At 58.3% G+C, this 14,467-nt stretch carries 13 protein-coding genes; 2 read left to right on the top strand and 11 right to left on the bottom strand.

What is annotated here, in order from left to right; genetic code table 11:
* Positions 1 to 205 precede the first annotated feature (205 nt).
* From GTO91_RS02085 to GTO91_RS02050, 8 genes are all read right to left on the bottom strand, one after another.
* Entirely contained in the window at positions 206 to 1,711 is a 1,506-nt protein-coding gene (locus tag GTO91_RS02085; protein WP_161254182.1) for an AAA family ATPase, read from the bottom strand.
* Positions 1,708 to 2,232 (bottom strand): hypothetical protein, encoded by a 525-nt coding sequence (locus tag GTO91_RS02080; protein WP_161254179.1) that lies wholly within the window; start codon positions 2,230 to 2,232, stop codon positions 1,708 to 1,710. The genes GTO91_RS02085 and GTO91_RS02080 overlap by 4 nt, the downstream gene beginning before the upstream one ends.
* A 160-nt stretch (positions 2,233 to 2,392) precedes the next feature.
* Positions 2,393 to 2,944, bottom strand: coding sequence for a CDP-diacylglycerol--glycerol-3-phosphate 3-phosphatidyltransferase (pgsA, locus tag GTO91_RS02075; RefSeq protein WP_161254174.1), 552 nt, complete (start codon positions 2,942 to 2,944; stop codon positions 2,393 to 2,395).
* Positions 2,928 to 4,310 (bottom strand): 30S ribosomal protein S12 methylthiotransferase RimO, encoded by a 1,383-nt coding sequence (rimO, locus tag GTO91_RS02070; RefSeq protein WP_161254171.1) that lies wholly within the window; start codon positions 4,308 to 4,310, stop codon positions 2,928 to 2,930. Before rimO ends, pgsA begins: the two co-directional genes overlap by 17 nt.
* A gap of 116 nt (positions 4,311 to 4,426) precedes the next feature.
* Positions 4,427 to 6,454, bottom strand: a complete 2,028-nt coding sequence (locus GTO91_RS02065) for a YgiQ family radical SAM protein (protein WP_161254168.1) — start codon at positions 6,452 to 6,454, stop codon at positions 4,427 to 4,429.
* 103 nt (positions 6,455 to 6,557) lie between these two features.
* Positions 6,558 to 7,730, bottom strand: coding sequence for an acetoin utilization protein AcuC (locus tag GTO91_RS02060; RefSeq protein ID WP_161254165.1), 1,173 nt, complete (start codon positions 7,728 to 7,730; stop codon positions 6,558 to 6,560).
* 2 nt (positions 7,731 to 7,732) lie between these two features.
* Complete coding sequence (locus GTO91_RS02055; RefSeq protein ID WP_161254162.1) at positions 7,733 to 8,371, bottom strand: CBS and ACT domain-containing protein; 639 nt, start codon at positions 8,369 to 8,371, stop codon at positions 7,733 to 7,735.
* Between the two features lie 17 nt (positions 8,372 to 8,388).
* The gene (locus GTO91_RS02050; RefSeq protein ID WP_235918929.1) at positions 8,389 to 9,027 is read right to left on the bottom strand and encodes a GNAT family N-acetyltransferase; all 639 of its coding nucleotides are present in this window, start codon (positions 9,025 to 9,027) and stop codon (positions 8,389 to 8,391) included.
* A gap of 196 nt (positions 9,028 to 9,223) precedes the next feature.
* Here GTO91_RS02050 and GTO91_RS02045 point away from each other — a divergent pair, with 196 nt between their 5' ends.
* Entirely contained in the window at positions 9,224 to 9,973 is a 750-nt protein-coding gene (locus tag GTO91_RS02045) for a hypothetical protein (protein ID WP_161254155.1), read from the top strand.
* 172 nt (positions 9,974 to 10,145) lie between these two features.
* On the opposite strand, the gene GTO91_RS02040 is transcribed toward GTO91_RS02045, so the two are convergent.
* Positions 10,146 to 11,330, bottom strand: a complete 1,185-nt coding sequence (locus GTO91_RS02040) for a PP2C family protein-serine/threonine phosphatase (protein ID WP_161254152.1) — start codon at positions 11,328 to 11,330, stop codon at positions 10,146 to 10,148.
* A 64-nt stretch (positions 11,331 to 11,394) separates the two neighbouring features.
* Here GTO91_RS02040 and GTO91_RS02035 point away from each other — a divergent pair, with 64 nt between their 5' ends.
* The gene (locus GTO91_RS02035; RefSeq protein WP_161254150.1) at positions 11,395 to 12,981 is read left to right on the top strand and encodes an S-layer homology domain-containing protein; all 1,587 of its coding nucleotides are present in this window, start codon (positions 11,395 to 11,397) and stop codon (positions 12,979 to 12,981) included.
* Between the two features lie 48 nt (positions 12,982 to 13,029).
* Here GTO91_RS02035 and GTO91_RS02030 read toward each other — a convergent pair whose 3' ends face one another.
* Positions 13,030 to 13,251 carry a hypothetical protein gene (locus GTO91_RS02030; RefSeq protein WP_161254147.1) on the bottom strand — a complete coding sequence of 74 codons (222 nt, stop codon included), beginning with the start codon at positions 13,249 to 13,251 and terminating at the stop codon, positions 13,030 to 13,032.
* Positions 13,252 to 13,316: 65 nt separating this feature from the next.
* The gene (locus tag GTO91_RS02025) at positions 13,317 to 14,342 is read right to left on the bottom strand and encodes a polysaccharide deacetylase family protein (RefSeq protein WP_161254144.1); all 1,026 of its coding nucleotides are present in this window, start codon (positions 14,340 to 14,342) and stop codon (positions 13,317 to 13,319) included.
* Between the last annotated feature and the right edge of the window lie 125 nt (positions 14,343 to 14,467).

The raw sequence follows: 14,467 nt of genomic DNA, 5'->3' as shown, positions 1-14,467 counted from the left end.
GCCAGAAAACAGGTGGACAAGGATATTCTCTCGTTCAGCGTCCCCTACAAGATGTTTCTGGAGATGGAGGGTCATGTGGAAGAAAGCTTCCTGACCCGGGATATCTGGAATATAGTTCGAGCGAGAAACGACTAGCCCTAGTCCCCCATGCTGTGAGCGCAGAAAAAAGCCCGATCCGTCAGCCGGATCGGGCTTATCTTGGTTTCTACGCCGTCTTCGCCAGTTCGCTCATCTGATTCCGGAACTCCTCTCCGGAGAAGGTCTCCTTCTCGCGCAAGCGGCGGGCAATGCCCTCCAGGAGGTCCCGGTGCAGACGCAGCGCCTCGGCGACGAACTCCTGCTCCTGCTTCATGATCCGGCCGAGTTCGCGGAAACGGACCGTCTCCGGGATCTCGTTGCCGTCGACCGGCCCCAAGTCAGAGAGGCCGGACAGGATGATCCGGAGGGCCAACTGGGAAGCGTTGTGCAGGTCCTGGCGGGCGCCGGAGGAGCCTTCGCCGAAGACCAACTGCTCCGCCGCCAGACCGGCCAGGGCGACACGGATGCCGCCGATCATGTCGCTGTAGGTGTCCAGCACCTTCTCTTCCGGCGGCACCTGGCGCAGATAGCCAAGGGCGCGTCCCCGCGGCGAGATGGTCAGGCGGGCGACAGAACCGGGCCGTTCCCACTCGCTCAAGAGGGCATGGGCCGTCTCGTGAACGGAGACGCGCCACAGTTCTTCCTCAATGGCCTTGCGGTCGCCCGCTTCGCCGATGAGCACCTTTTCGATGGAATTCTTCAACTGGTCGCCGTTGATCTCCTTGTCCCCGGCCCGCAGGGCGAGGATGGCCGCTTCGTTGGCCACGCTCTCCAACTGGGCGCCGGAAAAGCCGATCGTCTCCCGGGCGACAGCTTCCAGATCGACATCAGTCGCCATCGGCTTGTTGCGCATGTGAATCTGCAGGATATGCTTGCGCCCCTCCCGGTCAGGCAGGTCCACCTGGATCTGGCGGTCAAAACGGCCCGGCCGCATCAGGGCAGCGTCAAGCAGGTCGGGCCGGTTGGTGGCGCCCATCAGAAGCACCCGGATCGGGTCGTCCGCTTTCAGCCCGTCCATTTCGACGAGCAGGGCGTTCAAGGTCTGTTCATACTCCAGGTGGCCCCGGTCGCCGCCGCGCTTGGCCCCGAGAACATCGATCTCATCGATGAAGATGATGGCGCCGCTTTTTCCCAGCTTTTTCGCCTGTTCCCGCGCCCGCTTGAAGAGGCTGCGGACACGGCCGGCGCCGACACCCGCGTAGACTTCGATGAAGTCGCTGCCGGAGCAGGTGAGGTACACACTATCGGTATAGGCGGCGGCCGCCTTCGCCAGCAGGGTTTTCCCCGTGCCTGGCGGTCCGCAGAGCAGGATGCCTTTCAAGGGACGGATGCCCAACTCTGCCGTGGCGGCGCTGTGAACCATAAAATCGAGGGCCTCGATCAATTCACGCTTGGCCACGGCTTGTCCGCCGATGTCATCAAAAGAGAAGGCCGATGGCGCAACGTAATCGCCTAGCCCGCCGCCCTGCCCCATCCCCTGTCGTTCCAGGAGAAAGTAAGCCAAAAACCCGCTCGACAAAGCGATGAACAGCGGCAACGGGTTCATCAAACGATAGGAAAGGAAGACGGCCAGGGCGACGCCGAAACCGAGGAGCGCTTCTTTCCAGTACTGCAGGATGTCGGATCGGTTCATCGCCGGTCACCTCCCTTTTCCCGCGGCACGATCCGGTAGAGGTAATGATCGCCGTTGACGATCCGTAGGTACACATTCTCGTCGTCAATCGTAATGTCTGCCTGAACCGGGGCAGCTCCAGCTCCGATCGCGTCGACCTGTTTTTTCATCTCCGTATAGTTGCCCGTGTCAATCCCCTGAAAGAGAGGGAACTGCAACTGTTCCCAGAGTTTCCGGCTCGCCTCGTCAGGGTTGTCAGTCAACCGAACCTGCGCCTGCGGCCCCAGGTGCTGCCGGACGACCTTGTTCAACTGGCGATGAGCCTCTCCCAGGTCGCTGACCAGCACCGGAGAGACCTCGACGACCCTTTTTCCAGTGTCTTCGCTGTGGTTTTCTACGACAGCGCCTGGCGCCACAGCGGCGATCGCTTGTTTCAACGGCTGTTCCACGCCAAAACGGCTGTACGCCGATTCGGCGCCCCAGAGCAGCGCCAGGGCGACGGCAGCAAAAACCGCCACCCACAGCGGTTTAATCCCTTTCATCCTCGCATCCTCCCCTTCCCCCAGAAAAAACAAGGGACCCTTTTCAGGCCCCTATTTGCACCATTCGTATGATGATTATACGCTTTTTGTTTGGCCTTTTCATTAGGGAACGGGTGGGAACGCGAAGCGGACGGGCAGATACACGAAAACCGCTGGAAACTTACGCTTCCATGCGGTTTTTCAGATACTTCTTCGCTTTTACGAAATAATCGACGCCCGACCAGAGGGTAAAGAAGACGGTCAAATAGAGGATGATATCTGTAATGGGCAACGGTACGACGAAGCTGAGCACCTCATCGATCAACATGGCCACGATGGTGATGATCTGAAAGACGGTCTTTAGCTTGCCCAGCTTGCTGGCCGCGACGGTATGGCCTTCCGCCGCCACGATGGCCCGCAGCCCAGTGACAGCGAATTCCCGGCCAATGATGATCACGGCCACCCAGGCCGACAGCTTTCCCAACTGCACAAGGGAGATCAACGCCGCTGTGACCAGCAGCTTGTCGGCCAAGGGATCGAGAAAAGTGCCGAGACGGGTGATCTGTTTTCTCGACCGGGCGATATAGCCGTCTAAACCGTCGGTGACAGCGGCCAGGATGAATACGGCAGCAGCCACAAACTCCCGGTAGGGCACCTCTGGGATGAATAGGATGACCATGAAGAGGGGGACAAAGAGGATCCTTGTCAAGGTAACCTTATTCGCCAGGTTCATCGATCGCTTCCCCCATCAGGTCGTAGTGGCTGGCGGCAGTGATTCGGACGTTCGCCCACTCACCTATCATCCGGTAGCGCCCTTTGAACTCGATGTGACCGTCGACCTCCGGCGCCTCCCGCTCGCTGCGTCCCCGGTAGAGCCCGGGAGCGACCTCTTCCTCGACGAGAACCTCCAGCGTTTTACCTACCCACTCCTGTTGAATCGACAAGGAAATCTCCTGTTGCAAGGCCATGGCCCGGTGATAGCGTTCCTCTTTGACCTCTTCGGGCACCTGATCGGCGAGCTTCCCTGCCGGCGTATTCTCTTCCCGGGAGTATGTAAATACACCGACCCGGTCGAAGCGCATCTCGGCCAGGAAATCGAGGAGGTGCTGAAACTTCTCCTCCGTCTCCCCAGGCAGGCCGACGATAAAGGAGGAGCGGATGGCCAGCCCTGGGAGGCGCTCCCGCAGGGTCAGAATCAGCCGGCGGATCTCGCCGACGCTGGCGTGACGGTTCATGGACCGCAGAAGTTCGTCGTCAGCATGCTGCAGCGGCAAATCCACATAGCGGCAGACCTTGGGCTCGGCAGCCATCGCCTCGATCAGTTCGGGCGTAAAGTGCGAGGGATAGCAGTACATCAGCCGGATCCAGCGCAAGCCTTCGATAGGCGCCAATTTGCCGATCAGTTGCGGCAGGCGGAACTCGCCATAGCGGTCGACGCCGTAGCGAGTCGTATCCTGGGCGATCAGCAATGCCTCCTGGATACCCCGATCGGCGAGGGATCGCGTTTCCTCGATGATCGATTCCTCGCTGCGCGAACGAAAGCGGCCGCGCAAGTCCGGTATGGCGCAATAGCCGCAGCGGTTGTCGCAGCCGTCGGCGATCTTCACATAGGCGTAATGAAAAGGGGTCGAGAGCACCCGAGGCATCGTATGGTCATAGAGAAACTCTGGTTTTCCCACTTCAAGAGAGCGCTTGCCCTGTAACGCATCGGCGACGATGGACGTCACGCGCGGCACGTCGCCGGGGCCGAAAAAGGCGTCCACCTCAGGCAGTTCTGCCGCCAGTTCGCCCGCATAACCCTGGGGCAGGCAGCCCGCCACCAGCAACGCCCGGCACCGGCCCGTCTCTTTGTACCGGGCCAGTTCAAGGATGGTCTGGATCGACTCTTCCTTGGCGGGGAGGATGAAGCCGCAGGTGTTGACCAGCAGGACGTGGGCGTCTTCTTCCCGTTGTGTCAATTCATAGCCGGCCTCACGCAGCAACCCCATCATCACTTCCGTGTCGACACGGTTTTTTGCGCAGCCCAAGCTGGTGATGTGTACCTTCATCATCAAAATCGCTTCCGTCCTTCCCCGCAAAAGAAATAGCGCGCCATCCATCCCCGCGCTGAAGATGATGCTCGCTCGCTAATTTATTAGTATAACGGAAGGCAGCAGCGATGTCAAAACGAGCGCCCTTTCGCCTGCCGCCTATCCGCTACCCATTCCTGCGCATTTTACTGGCGCCCTTGCCGGCGGCTTTTTCCGGACACGCCGCCAGTCGCTTTTCCAGTCCTCTTGCCGGCTGGTTTACCGGCGGTCTTGCCCACCGCTCTGCCGGTCCCTTGAACAGCGCCGGCCGGCCCCTTTTTCCCTGCCGGTTCACGCCTCCCTTTGCGCGCCGGGCCCCTGTCGTCTTCCCGCCCATCGCTCATACCAGGGCGGGGCGGCCGGATCAGGGCGCCCGGGCCGTGTCCGACCAGGTCCATCCTCCCGGCGGCGCGCAGCGCCTGGTAAATCTGGGGATAGTTCTCGGGACGGCGGTACTGCAGGAGCGCCCGCTGGCGGGCTTTTTCCTTCGGCGAACGGGGCACATAGACCGGTTCCATCGTCCGCGGGTCGATGCCCGTGTAGTAGATGCAGGTGGACAGGCTGCCCGGCGTGGGAATGAAGTCCTGCACCTGCTCGGGATGGCAGCCCCAGTCGCGAAGCCGCTCGGCCAGTTCGATGGCCTCATGGATATCGGAACCGGGATGGCTCGACACCAGATAGGGGACCAGGTATTGCTCCTTGCCCAGTTCCTTGTTGGCCTGTTCATATTCCTTTTTAAAAGCCTCATAGACATCGATGCCGGGCTTTCCCATCTGTCGGAGCACTTTTGGAGAGGCGTGCTCCGGCGCCACCTTCAGTTGGCCGCTCACATGGTGCTCACAGAGCTCTTTTAAAAACTCGCGCCGGCGGGCCGGCTTGTCGGCCATCAGGTAGTCAAAACGCAAACCCGAACGGATGAATACCTTCTTGACCCCTTCCAGTGCGCGCAACTTGCGCAACAGGTCGAGCAGGTCGCTGTGATCGACCTCCAGATTGGGGCAGGGTTTAGGATGGAGGCACTGGCGGTCGCGACAGGCGCCGGCCTTCCCCTGCTTCTTGCAGGCAGGGCGGCGGAAGTTGGCTGTCGGACCGCCCACATCGTGGATATAGCCCTTGAAGCGGGGGGATCGGAGCAACTGCCGGGCCTCGCGAACGAGGGATTCGTGGCTGCGCCCCTGGATGATCCGCCCCTGGTGGAAGGTGAGGGCGCAGAAGGAGCAGCCGCCAAAACAGCCCCGCTGGGCGGTGAGGCTGAATTCCACCTCTTCCAGCGCAGGTACGCCTCCCATACCTTTATATGTCGGATGGGGCTGCCGCGCGAAGGGAAGATCGTAGGTGGCGTCCATCTCTTGGGTCGTCAGCGGGCGGGCGGGGCGGTTCTGTACCAGGAACAGTTCCCCATGGGGCTGCGCGAGCGTCTTCCCGTCGACAGGGTTTTGCTCCCGCTCCTGGACCTGAAAAGCCTTTGCATAGGCCCATTTATCGCCGGCCACCTCGTCGAAGCTGGGGAGCACGATCGGCTCTTCGCCCGGGATAGCGGCAAGATCAGATGTAAGGTAGCAGACGCCCGTCGTCTTGGCGCCCAGAGGGTGCGCGAATTCCTCCCCTGAGCGCCGCCGGGACAGTTCTTCCGCTAAGGCTGTGATCGGCTCCTCACCCATGCCGAAGACGAGCAGGTCGGCTTTGGCGTCAACCAGCACGGAACGGCGGACCTTGTCTTCCCAGTAGTCGTAGTGGGCAAAGCGGCGCAGGCTGGCCTCAATCCCGCCGAGGATGATCGGCGGTTCTTTGTAAGCCTCCCGGCAACGGTGGGCGTAGACCAGGCTAGCCCGGTCAGGCCGCAAACCGGCGCGGCCGCCCGGCGAGTAGGCGTCTTCAGAGCGGCGCTTCTTTGCCGCTGTGTAGTGATTGACCATGGAATCGAGGTTGCCAGCCGTCACCAGCCAGGCCAGCCGCGGGCGTCCCAAGACCTTGAAGGACCGGGCGTCCCGCCAGTCAGGCTGGCTGATGATGCCGATCCGGTATCCCCGGTTCTCGAGGACTCGACCGATGATGGCTGCCCCGAAGCTGGGGTGATCGACATAGGCGTCACCGGTAACCAGGATGAAGTCGCAGGCGTCCCAACCGAGTTCGTTCATCTCTGCTTTGGAAAGCGGTAAAAAAGGCGCTGCCATAGGAACCAACAACCTCCCTTCCCTGGTAGTCTACCCAAAGGGTATTATCGCCTGTCTGAAAAGGCGAGCAAAAACTATGAAACCCTTTTCAATGCAAGGGGTCTCACGGCACGTTATGCGCGCGGATCAGATCCACGGCGTCCCGCATCGCCCGCTGCAAAGTGACCCGATTTTTGTCCTCAATGATCGCCCGACGCGGGATAGGCGGATACTCGCCCGGCTCATCGCGCATCCGAGACGGCAAGGATACGGGGCTTTGCGACTGCCAGCGCATCTGCCAGTCCTTGGGGATCTCTTCTGCCGGCGAACATTCGTTCATCTCGGCCCAAAGCAACGACCAAGCCCGGGGAACGACCCGCCAGTGGTCGTAGCCGCCGCCGCCCAGCGCCAGCCAGCGTCCCTGACAGTAGGTATGGGCGAGGCGGTGGGCCAGCCGGGGCACGGCTTCAAAACTGCGCGTCGTCAGCGCCAGATGGGTCAGGGGATCGAGGTAATGGGCGTCACAGCCGTTCTGGGTGATCAGCAGGTCCGGCTGAAACGCCTCGATCAGCGGCGCTACGGCGCGCTCGTAGAGATCGATGAAGGAATCGTCCTCCGTGTATGCCTCCAGGGGAAGGTTGATGGAAAAACCGTAGCCGTCAAAACGTCCCCGCTCCTCCACGTGGCCTGTTCCCGGGAAAAGGTAGCGGCCCGTCTCATGGATCGAGATGGTCAGCACCGTCGGATCATCGTAAAAGATCGACTGGACACCGTCACCGTGGTGGGCATCGGTATCGATGTAAGCCACTTTTATGCCATAGCGCCGCTGCAAAAAGGAGATGGCAACGGCGGCGTCATTGACGACACAAAACCCGGAGGCCCGGTTGCGGTGACCGTGATGCAGTCCCCCGGCGATCTGGAAGACATGGTCCGCTTTCCCTTCCATGATCAGCCTCGCCCCTTGCAGGGTCGCACCGGCCACAAGGCGGGTGGCCTCTCCCATGCCGGGAAAGGCAGGTGTATCGTCATCGCCTAAGCCGAAGGGACGCAGTTGCTCCGGAAGAAGCCTGCCTTCCCCGGCGCCTTCGATGGCGTCCAGCAAGGCTTCCGAATGGACCGGACGCAATTCCTCACGGGTGCAAGCTTCCGGCGGCACGATCTGCGTAGGCGTGATCAGCCCGCAACGGCGGATCAGATCGACGGTCACCTCGATCCGTAAGGGGTTGAAAGGGTGTTCGGGCCCAAACCGGTAGGTGTGGAAATCCGGCGAGTAAATCAAAAGAGGCGGTCTTCCCATGCCTATTCCCCCTTTAACGCCATCGGGAATACCACGGCATAACCGGCCTCTCCAATCTCCTGAATGATTTGCCGGGGATCAAAGGTGGCGATGCGCAGGGCGATGACCCGGCTGCTCCGCTGCCGAGCAGGGTTCACAAAAGTACTGATGATGTTCACGCCGTGGGCTTTCATGATCCTGGCGATATCGAGCAGCGCGCCGGGGCGATCGGGCACCTCGACCTCCAGATACGATCCAGGTTGCCCCATGCCCATCATATCGACGATGGCATGCAGCAGATCGGTGGTGGTGATGATCCCCACCAGTTTCCCGGCCTGCACAACAGGCAGACAACCGATCCGGTGGTCATAGAGCATTTTCGCTGCGTCTTCAATGGCATCGAGAGGGTGGACGGTGATGATGGATGTATGTACGATATCCTTGACCCGGGTGGTAGAGAGAATCTCCAGATTATCCGCTTCCAAAATTGAGGGCTTCACATCCCGCAGGTCCCGATCGGAAATGATCCCGAGCAACCGGCCCTCGTCCACAACCGGCAGATGGCGCACACGCTTTCGCTCCGCCAGAGTCAGCGCCTCCAGGACCGTCGTTTCCGGCCCGACCACATGGACCTGACGGATCATGATATCCTCAACGAGCATCTGAACAACGCCTCCCGTCAAAACATCCACCGGTTTTGATAGAGCGATTCCTCGAACAGCAGCACCGTATCCTGGGGAACCAACGGGCCGACGCGGGCCATCAGCATGTTGGCCGGATGGGCGAGGATATCCGGTTCATCGGTGCCCACCCGGCGCAGACCAACCCGGTTGAAGAGACTTTCAAGAAACTTCTGATATTCCCACACCGAAAGACCGGTGCCTTTCAAGTCCCAGTGCCAGTAATACTCCGTAGCAATGATCACATAGGCATCCAGGGCGCCTCCGCCGAAGGCGACCTCCAGCAGGTGGCTGCTGATATGCAGGCCCCGCCACTGCTTGCTCGTCTCAATGGCGCCCAATTCGAGCATGCCGGGAACCTGATTATGGGCCCATCGCTCGAACTCTTCCGGACGGTGAAAGGTCACATAGCCAATGATCCGTTCATCATGAATGGCGACGATCACCTGTCCCTCCGGCAACACCGCGATCTCCGCCAACGCTTTCTGCTGTTCCTTTGGCGGACGAAAGGCGCTCAGCCCCTCATCCAAGGCATAACGTAGAACCTCCTCGGCGGTGACGGGACCAAATATGGTCACATTCCCCCGCTCCGTCTGGATGATGCGCGGCGTACGCAGCACATTGACTGCCGTAATCATAACCCCCACCTTCCACATTCATCGTCTCCCGCTGTCATAGACTCACGAAGCAGGAGTTTTTATCAGGGTAGCGAAGGAATAACAAGACAATTGTCGATAATCCAAATCGTTACGGGGGTGAATTCGACTGCATCGTCGAACTCGGTCATCGGGGACTCGAAATCGTACCCGGCGACGGGTAAAGGTAAAAGATCCTTTGCGTTTGCTCCTGGGGCTGCTTTCCGGCGGGTGGCTCCTTGCCGCCGCTGTCGCCCTTTGCTTCTACGGCTATATCCACTGGGAGCTATCCACTCCTCCCACCTACTGGGAAACCATCGCCGGACGCTACTACCGGGATTTAACCTGGGCCTTTTTCCTGGCCTTCAGCGCCTCTGTCACCGTGCTGGCCTTTCGCGTCACCTATCAGTTGGCGGCTGAGCGTCCTCCCATGAACGACAGCGGGTACTGGCGGTTAAAAGCGATCCTGCTCAGCCTCGTCGTCCTCTTCCTGGCGGAGACTGCAGGGGTCACCGTCAAGTCGTTGGACGCCTATTACGCCTACTACGACGCCGCTTACCCCGCCTTCGGGGAGGGAAAATACCTGAAAGGCATGGAATCAGGCGATTCTGTCGAAATCCGGCTGGAAATCAACGATCAGATCGTCGCATTCTCTTCGCCTGCGGGCGGAGAATGGAAGTCCTTTCAGTGGAAAGATCCCGTCGTCTTCCAGTATGGCGAGAAAACGCGGACCCTGGGCCACATTGAAGCCCTCGCCGCGCCGGCAGCCAACCTATCTCCTGCTCCCCCATCGGCGACACCTTCGGGAAACGGCGCATCGGCGCCTGCGACCGCCAGCCCTGCTGCCGGCGGCAGTAAAGGAACAGGATCGACTTCCAAGGCTGCCCCGGCTGCCAAAGGACAGGCTCAGGGCGTTTCCAGTCAAAGTCCAGGAGGAACGAGCCGGTAGAACCCTTATGTTATCACCAATCGACAGGCCTGACAGGAAAGTGGCATACCCGCCAGCAAAGGGTTTGCCACTTTTTACTGTGTAAAAAAAGGTCAAAAAAAAGCAGTCCTGTACGAATCAACTGTACTACATACAATCCTGTCCGGTTCAACCCGACCGGCCTTATCGTCCATCACCTCAAATGTTCAATGACCACGAGGCAGATGTCGTCCGGTTGGGGCATCTGCTGGGCGAAAGCGCTGATACGGGCCATGATCGCTTCAGCCATTTTTTTAGCCGGCAAATAACGGAGTTCTTTCACGAGGGCCACAAAGCGACTGAACCCGAAACACTCTTTGCGCTCGTTGACCACGTCATAGATGCCGTCTGTATACAAGACCAGTTTGTCGCCCGGCAGGATGTCAACCTCTCTCGACTCATACTCGGCCGTATCAAAAAGGCCTAAAGGAAAACCGTCCGTGTCGAGTTTTTCCACTTCGTCACTGTCACCGCGCAACAAGAGCGGGCTAGGATGGCCGGCGTTGGCGTAATGAACCCTGCCGGTCGCTTCATTGACCAGCAGCGAGAAGGCCGTGACAAAGGTGCCTGTCAGTTCGCCCTCCACCATTTTCCCGAACTGCAGGTTCAACCGGTCAAGCACCTGTCCCGGCGCCAGGGTTTCTTGGGTGATGGACCGCATCATCGTGCTGATCACCATGGTCAACATGGCCGCCGAAACACCGTGACCGGAAACATCAGAAACAAAAACGCCAACCTCGTCTTTGTTGACGGTGATAAAGTCGTAGAAATCGCCGCCGATCTCGATGGTGGGTCGATAGGTCACCTCAAAGGCCAACCGTTCCATGGAGGGATATCCCGTCGGCAGGAGGTGCTGTTGAACGTGGCGAGCCATTCTCAACTCTTCTGTGAGAATCGCGTTCTTCGATTCGATCTCCCGGTAGCTCTTCTCCAATTGGCGGTATAACTTGCGAATGCGCAGCAGCGATTTGACGCGCGTCAGCAGTTCCACTCGGTTAAAGGGTTTGCTGATAAAATCGTCGGCGCCGGCTTCGATCCCTTTAATCCGGTCTTCCACTTCATGAAGGGCGGTGACCAAAACCACGGGAATCAGTTGCGTATGGGGATCCTCTTTCAGCTTCGCGCAAACCTCAAAGCCATTCATCCCCGGCATCATCACGTCCAGCAGGATCAGGTCGGGCAATGTCCTTTTTATGGATTCAAGCGCTTGCTCCCCGTTAAAGGCGGTAAGCACCTGGTAACCGGCCCGGGTCAACTGCAACCGCATCAGTTCCACGTTGGTCACAACATCATCCACGACCAGAATCTGGGCGCTCGATTCCCAGGTTTCTTCAAACACCAATATGCCCTCCTTGAAAGGCAATTCCTTCTAGCATTATATCACATTCTACGGGAGGTTCGCCATGAGAACACGCGCTTGGCTCATCGGCTTCCTCTGTTTCTCCCTGACGCTCCTCGCTTTTTTATCTCCCCTGCTGCCGTTTGTCGGACCCGATCGTCTTTTGGCAAACGAATCGTGGGCGCCGAAGGGGGCCAAAGAAGCATATGTCTACCTCTATGCCGGCAATCGCTCCGCCTACCAGCAACAGTTGACCAAGAGCCGGGGGAATATCAACGGCGTCTTTTTACCGTGGCTGGAGGTGGACAAGGAGGGCCGCTTAACCACAAAAGCAGATCCGGAACTGCTGCAGTGGCTCCACGACCGCGGCTTAAAGGGCGCTCCTTTTTTGACCAACAACTTTGATTGGGTTGCCGGAGATGCGGCGCTGTCACCGGAACGGATGACCTCTCTGGTCAATGAACTAGTTGCCTTCGTCAATCAGACGGGCGCCGACGGTCTCAATATCGACCTTGAAAATTTCAGTGTCGGAAAGCGAAGCGCCTATGTGTCTTTTTTACAGGCCCTGGCCGGTCCTCTCCACGCAAAAGGCAAAACGCTCTCCGTGGCCGTAGCCCCTGCCACCCGGGCCAATACGGGCGACTGGGCGGACGCCTATGACTACAGGGCCATCGGATCGATCGTCGACAAGGTAATCGTCATGGCCTACGACGAACACTGGTCCACGTCCCAACCGGGTCCGGTGGCGTCCATCGGCTGGGTGGATAATGTAGCCCGCTACATGGTGTCGACGATCCCGCCGGAAAAACTGATCCTTGGTATCCCTTTCTATGGCCGCCATTGGGTGAATGGGAAAAATGGCAACGGTGTCGGCTATGATCGCGCCCTTCGCCTTTCGGCAGAAAATCGGGCGCCCATTGAATGGATTGCGGCGCAAGGCGCTTTTCGGCTGCGTTATACGGGAACGAACGGTCAAAACGAGCTCTGGCTGGATAACACAGCGTCGTTGCAGGCCAAGATGCGGCTTGTCCATGTCTATGACCTGGCTGGTGTAGCCGCCTGGCGCCTCGGCCTGGAAGACACTCAACTCTGGGACAGCTTTCAACCATGGCTACAGGAATTGAAATTCTCGGACACGCGGAATCATTGGGCCGCCAAGGAAATCAGTGAACTGGTCAAGCAAGGCCTGCTCTCCGGCTCTCCCGACGGTACTTTTGACCCGGAACGGAAGATCACCCGGGCGGAAGCAGTGCAACTGATCGCCCGCCACCTGAAATTGCCAGCCGGATCATCCGTCTCTTTCCGCGATATACCCAACGATTACTGGGCCAAGGACGCCATCGCCCGCGCTGTGAAAGCCGGCCTGATCAAGGGACGCGGAGATGGTCTCTTTGCCCCCAATGAAACGATGACACGTGCCGAACTGGCGCTCCTGCTGCAACGAGCTTATTCGATTCAAAACGTCTCCTCGTCCTCCCGCTTTTGGGATGTGCCGTCACAACACTATGCAGCGCAGGCCATCGCCGCCCTGACCTCCCGCGGCTGGTTGACCGGTTTCAATGATGGATCGTTCCAACCGGATCAATCGATGACACGGGCTCAACTGGCTGTCTTAATCCAGCGAACCCAGCCGGTGATCAGTTTATACTAAGAAACAAGCTGGAAGCGTCATTTTCCTCTCGACGCTTCCAGCTTGTTCTTAGTGGTCTCCTGTTTTTCTGTCCGGATGAAGGCGCTTGGGGCTACCCGTGTTGGTTCCCTGCACAAAAGGCGCGACATCTGTCGAGGGACCGTTCTCCGCCACCTCGCGCCAGTAGGCTTCCGCTTTTCGATCATCCTTAGCTGACAGCTCATGGCTCACTTCGTTCCAGACGTCAGATTCCCTTTTTCCAAACCTTTTACCGACAGGTTCCTTTTCCAACATCACAGCCCCCTCTGCTTCTTTTGTCTATTATCCCTCGCAAAGGTCCCTGCATTCCTTACCTATCAGTGTTGATACATGACGACCGGTCTTGCAATATGTTCCAGCGATTTGAAGGCAAAGCCTTGCTTCTTCAGTTCTTCAATAATAGCGGGGAGAGCCACCGGCAACGTGATTTTTCCGGGGCCGTCGTGGAAGAGGATGACGGCGTTTTCCTTGTCGACCACTTGCCGCATAACCTGCCCATGGATGGACTCTGCGCTGACCACAGGCGCCGCTGTATCCCTGGAGTCGACATTCCAATCATGAAGCACATAGCCTTGCTCCGTCAACCGTTTGATCAATTCGGCAGACATGTTGCCTCTTGTGCCACCGGGGGCTCGAACATGTTTTGGGCGTTCGTCAAGCAACCGGTTAAGAACCTCTTCCGCTTGCTGCAAGTCCTGGATAAAGGCCGTTGGACTGGAATAGATCTGGCGATACCGATGGGAGTAGGTGTGATTCCCGATCAGATGCCCTTCCGATCGAATCCTACGGATGAGATCAGGGCGGGCATCCGCTTGGCCGCCGATGACAAAGAAGGTGGCTTGTACCTTATATTTGTCCAAAATATCGAGGACCTGCGGTGTAATGTCACTCGGGCCATCATCGAAAGTCAAGTACGCTACCTTGCCTGATTGCTTGGCCCCCGCCACAGAAGCAGAAATGGGAGTCACCGGCGCAATAGTAGACAAAAGCCTTTCGCCGCCGGGTTTCTGCTCCCCTTTTTCAGTTACATCCTCCGACTGTGTGGTCATAGGCGCTCCGGAAGGGGGAGCGACAGATTGGTAACTTTCAGGGGGGTGCTGTTGCTCCGCAAAGATGATGCCCTGTGTCAAACCCACATCATCAATGGGGTAATTCACTTCACCAGCCATGGCTACAACCTCATCGGCAAAGAGCCAGGGAAATATGTTCATCGCCAGTTGACTTCTTTTCTCGGGGGACAATTGACTAATATACATCCCTGTTTGAATGAGGAAGAAAAAGGCAAAAGACAACATGAATAATTTCATGAGCGGAATCCCTAAATCCCGCATTTTATGCTCCACAAATTCGACCCCTTTCCCCATCACTGATTATAGTTTATTCTGCTCGATAATTCCACTCAACCTTACGGTATGATATTGCCATAAAAAACAAAAACAGGTGTCTCTTTCAACACCTGTTCATCTAC

The sequence above is a fragment of the Heliomicrobium undosum genome (assembly GCF_009877425.1).
GTDB lineage: Bacteria > Bacillota > Desulfitobacteriia > Heliobacteriales > Heliobacteriaceae > Heliomicrobium > Heliomicrobium undosum.
This window is presented reverse-complemented; position numbering and strand designations above follow the sequence as displayed.